6 protein-coding genes are annotated in these 7,144 nt (G+C 42.3%); 1 reads left to right on the top strand and 5 read right to left on the bottom strand.

Annotated elements, in window-relative coordinates; translation table 11 throughout:
- From ileS to QZV24_RS09620, 5 genes are all read right to left on the bottom strand, one after another.
- Positions 1-2,928: isoleucine--tRNA ligase (gene ileS, locus QZV24_RS09640; RefSeq protein WP_294523305.1), on the bottom strand; the 2,928-nt coding region annotated here is incomplete at its 3' end.
- Positions 2,929-3,351: 423 nt separating this feature from the next.
- The gene (locus tag QZV24_RS09635; protein ID WP_294523303.1) at positions 3,352-3,690 is read right to left on the bottom strand and encodes a hypothetical protein; all 339 of its coding nucleotides are present in this window, start codon (positions 3,688-3,690) and stop codon (positions 3,352-3,354) included.
- A gap of 158 nt (positions 3,691-3,848) precedes the next feature.
- Complete coding sequence (locus tag QZV24_RS09630) at positions 3,849-5,033, bottom strand: hypothetical protein (protein WP_294523301.1); 1,185 nt, start codon at positions 5,031-5,033, stop codon at positions 3,849-3,851.
- Positions 5,034-5,258: 225 nt separating this feature from the next.
- A complete protein-coding gene (locus QZV24_RS09625; RefSeq protein WP_294523299.1) occupies positions 5,259-5,723 on the bottom strand; it encodes a nucleoside deaminase in 465 nt (154 codons plus the stop codon).
- A 170-nt stretch (positions 5,724-5,893) separates the two neighbouring features.
- Complete coding sequence (locus QZV24_RS09620; RefSeq protein ID WP_294523297.1) at positions 5,894-6,622, bottom strand: AAA family ATPase; 729 nt, start codon at positions 6,620-6,622, stop codon at positions 5,894-5,896.
- 272 nt (positions 6,623-6,894) lie between these two features.
- Between QZV24_RS09620 and QZV24_RS09615 the strand changes: the two genes are divergently transcribed.
- A partial coding sequence (locus tag QZV24_RS09615; RefSeq protein WP_294523295.1) for a hypothetical protein occupies positions 6,895-7,144 on the top strand: 250 nt, incomplete at its 3' end.

Raw genomic sequence — 7,144 nt, 5'->3', positions numbered from 1 at the left:
AATAATCTCTCGAACAAAGCCTTCCTCAATCAGCTCTGGTGACAAAGTGGTTTCCAAAGCAATGGTCACATTGCCATACCGCTGGGTAGCAAAGCCTTCCGTCTGAGACATAATAATTTCAATATCCTCAGGAAGCAGCTCTACCTCACCGCTCTTTAAGGACAGTTTCAGCTTGCCGGTCTTGTCCAGTTCTTCCTTGGCTGCTGCACCATCAATCGTAGTCAGGGCTGCCTTTACTTCACCAATCTGCTTGCCAACCTTTGGACCAAGTACCTTGAACTGTGGTTTCAAAGTATAGGAAAGATATTCCTCCATATCATCCTTGAACTCAACCTGCTTTACATTGAGCTCACCAGCCACAATTTCCTTGAAGAAATCACTGAGCTGGCTGTCAGCCTTAACATAAATCGTACCAATCGGCTGACGATTTTTGATATTGGACGCATTGCGGGCCGCCCGGCCGAGCACAACGATATCCAGCACCAGCTCCATATTCTTCTCCAGTTCAGAGTCAATAAATGCCTCGTTGGCTACTGGGAAGTCAGTCATATGAACCGACATCGGTGCCTTATCATCCACACTGCATACCAGATTACGGTAAATGCTTTCGGTAATAAACGGTACCATCGGAGCAGCCAGTTTGATTACGGTAACCAATGCAGTGTACAGAGTCATATAAGCGTTAATCTTATCCTGGTTCATTTCTTTGCCCCAGAACCGCTCACGGCTGCGACGGACATACCAGTTGGACAGCTCATCCACAAATTCCTGAAGTACCTTGGCCGTCTCGGTAACCTTGTAGTTAGCCAGATTGTTGTCCACGGTCTTAACCAAGGTATTTAGACGGGAGAGCACCCACTTGTCCATTACTGACAATTTATCATATTCCAATGAATACTTGGTAGCGTCAAAATTATCAATATTGGCATACAGTACATAGAAAGCATAAGTATTCCACAGAGTACCCATAAACTTGCGCTGACCTTCCTGCACCGCATCATCATGGAAACGGTTTGGCAGCCAAGGTGCACTGTTCTCATAGAAATACCACCGGATAGCATCAGCACCATGCTTGTTAAGGGCATCCATAGGGTCAACAGCATTGCCCTTGGACTTACTCATTTTCTTGCCGTCCTTATCCTGAACATGGCCCAAAACAATTACATTCTTATAGGAAGTATTATCAAAGAGCAATGTAGAAATAGCCAACAAGGAATAGAACCAGCCTCGGGTCTGGTCTACTGCTTCGGAAATAAAGTCAGCCGGATAACGCTCCTCGAAAATTTCCTTGTTTTCAAACGGATAATGCCACTGGGCAAATGGCATGGAACCAGAGTCAAACCAGCAGTCAATAACCTCCGGTACCCGCTTCATTTCCTTGCCGCAATCCGGACACTTGATGGTTACGGCATCAATATATGGACGATGCAGCTCAATATCCTCCGGACAGTTATCCGACATCGACTTCAGCTCCTCAATGGAGCCGATGGAATGCTGACAACCACAGGAGCACTCCCAAATATTCAGAGGCGTACCCCAATAACGATTACGGCTGATACCCCAGTCCTGCACATGCTCCAACCACTCGCCAAACCGTCCCTTGCCGATGGCATCTGGCAGCCAGTTAATGGTATTATTATTAGCAATAAGCTTTTCCTTTACATCAGTCATCTTGATGAACCAGGACTCCCGGGCATAGTAAATCAATGGAGTATCACAGCGCCAGCAATGAGGATAGCTGTGTTCAAACTTAGGAGCCTTAAACAGCTTGCCGGAAGCCTTCAAATCATCCAAAATCATTGGATCGGCATCCTTGACGAATACCCCACCCCACTTGGTATCATCGGTCATATTCCCCTTGCTGTCCACGAACTGGACAAAGTCCATGTCGTAGTTGCGACAAACTCTGGCATCGTCCTCACCAAACGCCGGTGCAGTATGAACAATACCCGTACCGTCGGAAGTGGTAACATAATCATCACACATAACATAGAAACACTGCTTCTTGATCTTGCCCAGGGCAAAATCATACAGTGGCTCATATTCCTTGCGCTCCAGTGTCTTACCTTTGAAGCGCTCCACGATTTCTACCTTGGCTGCCTCTTCCGGATTATCCTTGGACTTAACACCGGAGAATACGCTTTCCACCAATGCTTCAGCCAAAATCAGGTATTCGCCGTTGCAGCTTACCTTTACATAATCCACTTCCGGATTAACTACCAAGCCCAAGTTGGATGGTAAAGTCCAAGGTGTAGTGGTCCAAGCCAGGAATGAGGTATTTTCCTCCCCCTTCACCTTGAAGCGAACCATAGCAGACCGATCCTTGACATCCTTGTACCCCTGAGCAACCTCGTGGGAAGACAGTGGTGTACCACACCGAGGGCAGTAAGGAACAACCTTATGGCCCTTGTAAAGGAGCCCCTTTTCCCAAATAACATTTAAAGCCCACCAAACGGACTCAATATAATCATTTTCATAAGTAATATATGGATGGTCCATATCAGCCCAGAAGCCAACCACATCGGAGAATTCCTCCCACATGCCCTTGTACTTCCAGACAGATTCCCGGCATTCCTTGATAAATGGCTCAATACCATATTTTTCAATCTGCTCCTTGCCATCCAGTCCCAGCTTCTTCTCCACTTCCAGCTCCACCGGAAGACCGTGGGTATCCCAGCCAGCCTTGCGCAGGATTTTCTTTCCCTTCATGGACTGGTACCGCGGCAGCATATCCTTGATAACCCGGGTCAGAACATGACCAATGTGTGGTTTGCCATTAGCTGTTGGTGGCCCATCATAAAAAGTAAAGGTATCGCAGCCTTCACGGATGTCAATACACTTCTGGGCAATATCATTTTCCTTCCAGAATTTCAGGATTTCTCTTTCCCTTTCAACGAAATTCAGGTTTGTGTCAACCTTGTTGTACAAATTGATTACCTCCTGTTTTTGCTGTACTGGCAGCCATCTTCTACTCGTTTAACAAAAACTCCCGTCCAAAATAGGACGGGAGCCATTCTGCAAAAATAAAAGGCTCCACCCCAAAACAGGATGAAGCCCAGCTTCACTATACCACCTATTTCGTATACCAGCATATACTATCTCTATAACGGGAGATCCCGGCTCAGTCTACTTTGCCGCCCAATAATCCGGCACATTTTGACCTGCTACTCCGAAGTGATATTCATCAGTCGCTACTCCTGCCAGGCTTGCACCCTCCCCGGCTCGCTGCATTTTTCACATACTGACTACTGTCTTCCTCATTGTCTTTGTAATCTTAAACTGCTTGAAATTTTACCACATATGTTACTTTTCTGCAATAATCAAGATAAAAAAATATACAATTATCTATCCTCAGATAACAAATTTCTTGACTACAGAAGGCTCCTCATGCAAGGAAAACAGCTCCGAAGACGGATCTACTACATTCAGATGTCTGTCAGCATCATCATCGCAAATCTGTTGAAAAATATAGTCATACTCCTTGGCAACATCCATAAAAGAAGCAATTTCCTTGTCATTGTCATCCCAGTCAATATCATTAAAGAAAATGGTAATGGTCTTATCAGTTTCTTTGTACTCAGAGAGACGAGCCAGCATATTTCTCACATTCGTAATACTCTTCTTTGGGTTAATGCCCTTCAAATAGTCCTCAAGAGAAAAAGTTATTGCAACATCACTTGTTTTCTTCATCACTTACTTCCATACCTTTCTTTCATTTATATCTTATTTATATCCAAAACACCAGGACATAGTATCATAATAGTTAAAAAAAGTAAATATTTTAAACATTTAACTATATACGCATATAAATTATACAGTCGCTAAAAACAATCATAAACTTAAAGATTTTAGAAATTTACTGTTACATCAAAAGAGTCAAATATCAAATTCTCTGTTATTGATGAATCATATATATTAAATTTGTGATATACACTGCCATAAGGATAAAGAGTGCCAAGATAAACATAGCCAAAGTGGGATGAAATATCCCTTACCACCTCGCCCTGATTATATAATACCACATGCATACTCAATCCGTTGATATAACTGCCGCTGCGGTTGCTACCGTTGTAAAAATCGCCTTCGATAGTCAGCTTTTCATCATAGCAGGTAACATTGTTTGCCAAATAAATACCTGATCTGGTGCTTCTGGCATCTCTGCGTTTGTCATCGAAGCTCTCCTTCAGCCCCCGTCGGAATGTATCCAATCGCTGCAGAGCTTCCATTCTGGCCTTGCGTTCTGCCTCAATCCGTTTCTGTTCTGCCACATTATGATATCTGACAAGGTAAGCATTAACATCCTGCACCAGCTTTGACAGATTCATATTCCTGTCCAACTGAACTTCATCCATGGATAAGTCACTGGATTTATTCACTAAATTAGTCACGCTTGTCTGAAAATCATTGGAGACCGTTGCCGGATATTTCCCATTATCCGGGGTATTGACCAGCACATCATGAACAGATTTCAATATCTGACCTTCCATCTCCATTGCGTCTACCAGGGATACATTATAATCTGTATATTTTTTCGGAACCTTGGCGTCTTTTATATCCACGGTCAAATCATCAAATCTCTTGGACAAATCCTCATATTTACTGATGTATTTCTTGGTGGCATCACTATCCGGATCACCATCCAGGCTATTTACTTCCGACAGCAGGGTATGTATTTCCGCTGTAAGGTTATCTGCATCCTTCACCTTATTCATATACCGGCTTTCAATGCCGGAAAAGTATCCCACCATACCAAAAATTGCAATGACCAGCACGGCCACAATCCCAATCAACGGACCTTTGCCAATCCGGTTAAAGAAACCGCCTTGTTGTACCGGTACCTCATATGATGGCTGATACTGATAATTATTGATTGGTGGAGGTGCCACCGGCTGCATATGCTGTTGTGAAACCACCGGCATTTGCATGGTGTTTTCCGAAACAGTCCCACCAGCCGCCTCTTCCCTTCTTTTACCACATTTTATACAAAAGTTACCTTCATTTTCTTCGCCACATGAACAAATCCATTTTTCCATTTTATCTTCTCCACATTCCTAATTACTACTCCGTATACTTATATAATTCACAGTATCATTATCGCTGTTAAACACACACTACAGCTACATGTCCATCGGTCCATCTCATTTTCTCCCTCCCTGTAATTCTTCACAAACAGAGTTATTATAGCACAAGGAGCCTGGAATGTGGACGATTTAATCAAAAATCATCCACCCTCAAAAAACTCATTCATGAAAAAATGACTAATACATTTGTTTATCCGATTTTCGAGCAAATTTCGCAAAAGTCTCGATGGTTGTATCACGATTCAACTGGGCCAGCTCCACCATCCCTTTATCCTTACAATTACCTTTTATAAAATCATAGATTTTTTCATCTTTAAAACCAATATCTGCCGCATCTTCAGCGGTATTACCGTAGTATATTTTATGAATATTGGCCCAAATAGACGCACTTAAACACATTGGGCACGGATAACAGCTTGTATACAGCTCTGATCCGGTCAAATCATTGGTTCCAAGCCTTTGGCATGCATCACGAATGGCCTCCATCTCTGCATGACAGGTAGGATCAGTATTCTTCAGCACCTTGTTGTGACCACGGCCGACTATCTGGCCATTTTTCACAATAACTGCTCCAAAGGGCCCCCCTTCATTAAGTGTAAGATTTTTATCCGCTTCTTTTTTGGCTTCCAACATATAATCCATTTTCCACAGTCCTTGATTCTACATTAGATAATCAATCTTTCTTCGACTCGTCCTCTTGCATTTTTAATTATACCATCATAAAAATAGTTGAATATCACAAGCACTCCTTTTCCTTTGTTTGCTATCCCATCAAACAGCCCTGCCCATTATCGAGGTTTTAAGTTGTATACTCACTCCTTTTCATCCCCCAAAAGCTGCTCCAGCATATACTCTCTACGGTTAATAAATAGTGAAGTAACCTGATAACTATCGGTCTCCTCGTATGAAGAAACATGAACGCCCTCACCATCAAAAACAAGTATTTCTGAATCAGGCAGCCCCAATAAAATGGGGGAATGGGTAACAATAAAAAACTGTGAGCCACCCTTTACACTCAAGTATATTTTCCTAAGCAAAGCAAGCTGTCTCTGGGGTGACAAGGCTGCTTCCGGCTCATCAAGAAAATAAAGTCCATTATCCTTGAATTGGCTGTCAGCAATCCTTAAAAAGCTCTCACCATGGGACATTTCATGAAAATGTTCCGGTACTCCACCAACTTTGCTGTATTCATTTTCCATGGTTGCCACATTATAAAAGCTTTCAGCCCGCAGAAAATATCCCCATTTGGTTCGCCTGTAACTTTTAATCAAGCGCATGGCATCACACAAATCAGAATGTGAATCGTAGGTTGAAAAGGCATAATTTTTCGTGCCACCCTCCGGATTGAAACCAGCTGCCACTGCCATCGCTTCCAATAGCGTTGATTTGCCCATGCCATTTTCCCCAGCGAGTAAAGTAATTGGTGAATGAAATTCCAATTCATCAATAGAACTTATCGCAGGAATATTCCTTAAATAGCTATAATCGTTTATTTTACCCCAATCAATACCAACCTTACTGATAAACAATGGACTATTCATACAGCTCAATCCCCTAAAAATAACGTACCACAATAAAAATGCAACTTAATGATAAAAAACTAATCTATATTTATTATCTGTATATTAGCATTACATAATAATATTTGAAATACTTACCTGCGAAAAAAAATGGTCAACGTAAATCTTCAGTCCGCAAACCTTATATACTATAATTAAGCCAATCCTAATAAGTAAAAATTAATTCTACTTGACACAATTACAAATCTACCTATATACTAAACTGTAATATAACAGGCAAAGGAGGGATAACATTGAACAGCCAAGCGCAGATAATTGAACAGCTTATAGAAAAACAGCCGGAAAACAAAATACTGACCGCTAATCAGCTATATAGAGAGCTACCAACAGATTCCTCTGAGCAGGCATTTTACCAGACAGTGACCAGGCTTACCAAAAAGGGCATACTGTGCCACTTGACCAAAGGCCTTTACTATCGTCCACGCTGTTCCCGCTTTGGCGAGGTTCCCCTCAGTGAACGCAATATCATCGAGCATTATACTG

Origin of the sequence: uncultured Anaerovibrio sp. (assembly GCA_902786545.1) — a bacterium.
Taxonomy (GTDB): domain Bacteria; phylum Bacillota; class Negativicutes; order Selenomonadales; family Selenomonadaceae; genus Anaerovibrio.
The sequence above is the reverse complement of the archived record's forward strand: the minus strand, read 5'-3'. Positions and strand labels throughout refer to the sequence as shown.